Here is a 1,479-nt window from a genome sequence, read left to right on the forward strand (position 1 = left end):
CGATAGCGATGAGCTGGATGTGCCGATTATGTAAGTTGCGCCGCAGCTCGCCGGGCGCCTCCTCCTGAAGAGGCTTTTTCAATTGGTCAACCATAACGAGAAGGTATCCTGTAGATGTTGTGTCAGCTCTGAAGGCTGTTGCTCAGTCATTATGCGTCGGCAAGTCTTTGTATTGCCGCGCGCTTTGGAAAATGCGGCGTGGAGCCGGCATCGTTTTTCCGCTTAAGGGCGCAAATCTTAACGTAAAAGCGCGTGGCTGGCAGGTAAAGTTATTCACAGTTGGTTCGATCGCACAAAAACGCCGCTACACTCATTATTCGACAGAACAGGGCGTTGCGTTTTCCCCCGGATGGTGCAGCAGGAGCGGAAGGACATGATGAAAGCATTGATCGGGGCAGGCATCATTTTTCTGCTGGCGTTACTGATTATGCCATGGTGGCAAAAAACGCTGCCGCCCGCCTGGAATCCCTTTACGCCGTTAACTGTCACTGATGCACCGGGCTGGATGACTCGCTATAAGCTAAAGCGGCTACAACACGATCCTGAAGCCTGTATGGCTGCGCTGCAGCGGGCAAAAGAAGGGGGTTATATTCGTTTTAGCCTTGCGCGTCCCGTTGAGGGGAATTGCCCTCTTGCCGCACCGGTCCGTGTACAGGGATTTAGTGACGTACGTCTCAGCTCTTCCTTTCTTGCCAGCTGTTCGCTGGCACTCTCTACTACGATGTTTGTCACTGCGGCTAAATCGCTGGCAGCGGTGCAGCTAGGCTCCCCTCTAGTGCGTATTGATCATGTCGGGAGCTACGCCTGTAGAAATATTTATCACCGCGCCACCGGCAGGTTAAGCGAACATGCTACGGCAGAGGCGCTGGACGTGGCGGGTTTTCGCTTACAGGACGGCAGAGAAATTGCCATTCAAAAGGTATGGGGGCAGCCGCGTCCTGAAGCCTACTGGCTTCGGCAAATCTTCCAGCAAAGCTGCTTCTGGTACGGCAATGCCCTTGGACCGGATTACAACCGTGCCCACGCCGCACATTTTCATTTGGGCATGCGAGGATTCGGCGTCTGTCGATAAATGCAGCGGGCCGACCAGAAATTAGCCCGGGAAGTAAAGTACACGCCAGGCAAAATAAGCTATTCAATTAAACTCAAATAATAACGGTTATTCTATTAAATTCTTTTCTATCAATTACTTATGGAAGTTCTGATGGTGCATTACCCTTACTGCTCATTCATTCGTCAGCCTTAATAAGAAAAAGTTTAGTAAAATTTAAAATCAAACCCTGAAAGGGGGTGATTGAATATTTCCAGGAAAAATCTTATTCTGTTTTCTTAAAAGATGTCTCAAAGAAAACGCCAGATAACGTGCTGGCTTAACAACCTGGCCGCAGAGGATACCGCGCACGTTTTTGCAGCATTTTCCTGAGAATTGAGCAGGTTACTGCTTCATCAACGATTTTCAGACAATCAGGAGCATCTTTT

1 protein-coding gene and 1 pseudogene are annotated in these 1,479 nt (G+C 49.6%); one reads left to right on the forward strand and one right to left on the reverse strand.

The annotated features are described in order from the left end of the window. Positions 1-94 (reverse strand): annotated as a pseudogene (locus RTK32_RS21270) (alanine glycine permease); the annotation flags it as partial. 282 nt (positions 95-376) lie between these two features. Between RTK32_RS21270 and RTK32_RS21275 the strand changes: the two are divergent. Further along, a complete protein-coding gene (locus RTK32_RS21275; protein WP_312047407.1) occupies positions 377-1,072 on the forward strand; it encodes an extensin family protein in 696 nt (231 codons plus the stop codon). The last annotated feature ends 407 nt before the right edge of the window (positions 1,073-1,479 follow it).

The sequence above is a fragment of the Erwinia sp. genome, assembly GCF_031978025.1.
Taxonomy (GTDB): Bacteria; Pseudomonadota; Gammaproteobacteria; order Enterobacterales; family Enterobacteriaceae; genus Erwinia.

Excerpts from the sequence above, each read along its gene's own strand:
- RTK32_RS21275 (WP_312047407.1), top strand. The coding sequence starts at position 377 with ATGAAAGCATTGATCGGGGCAGGCATCATTTTTCTGCTGGCGTTACTG.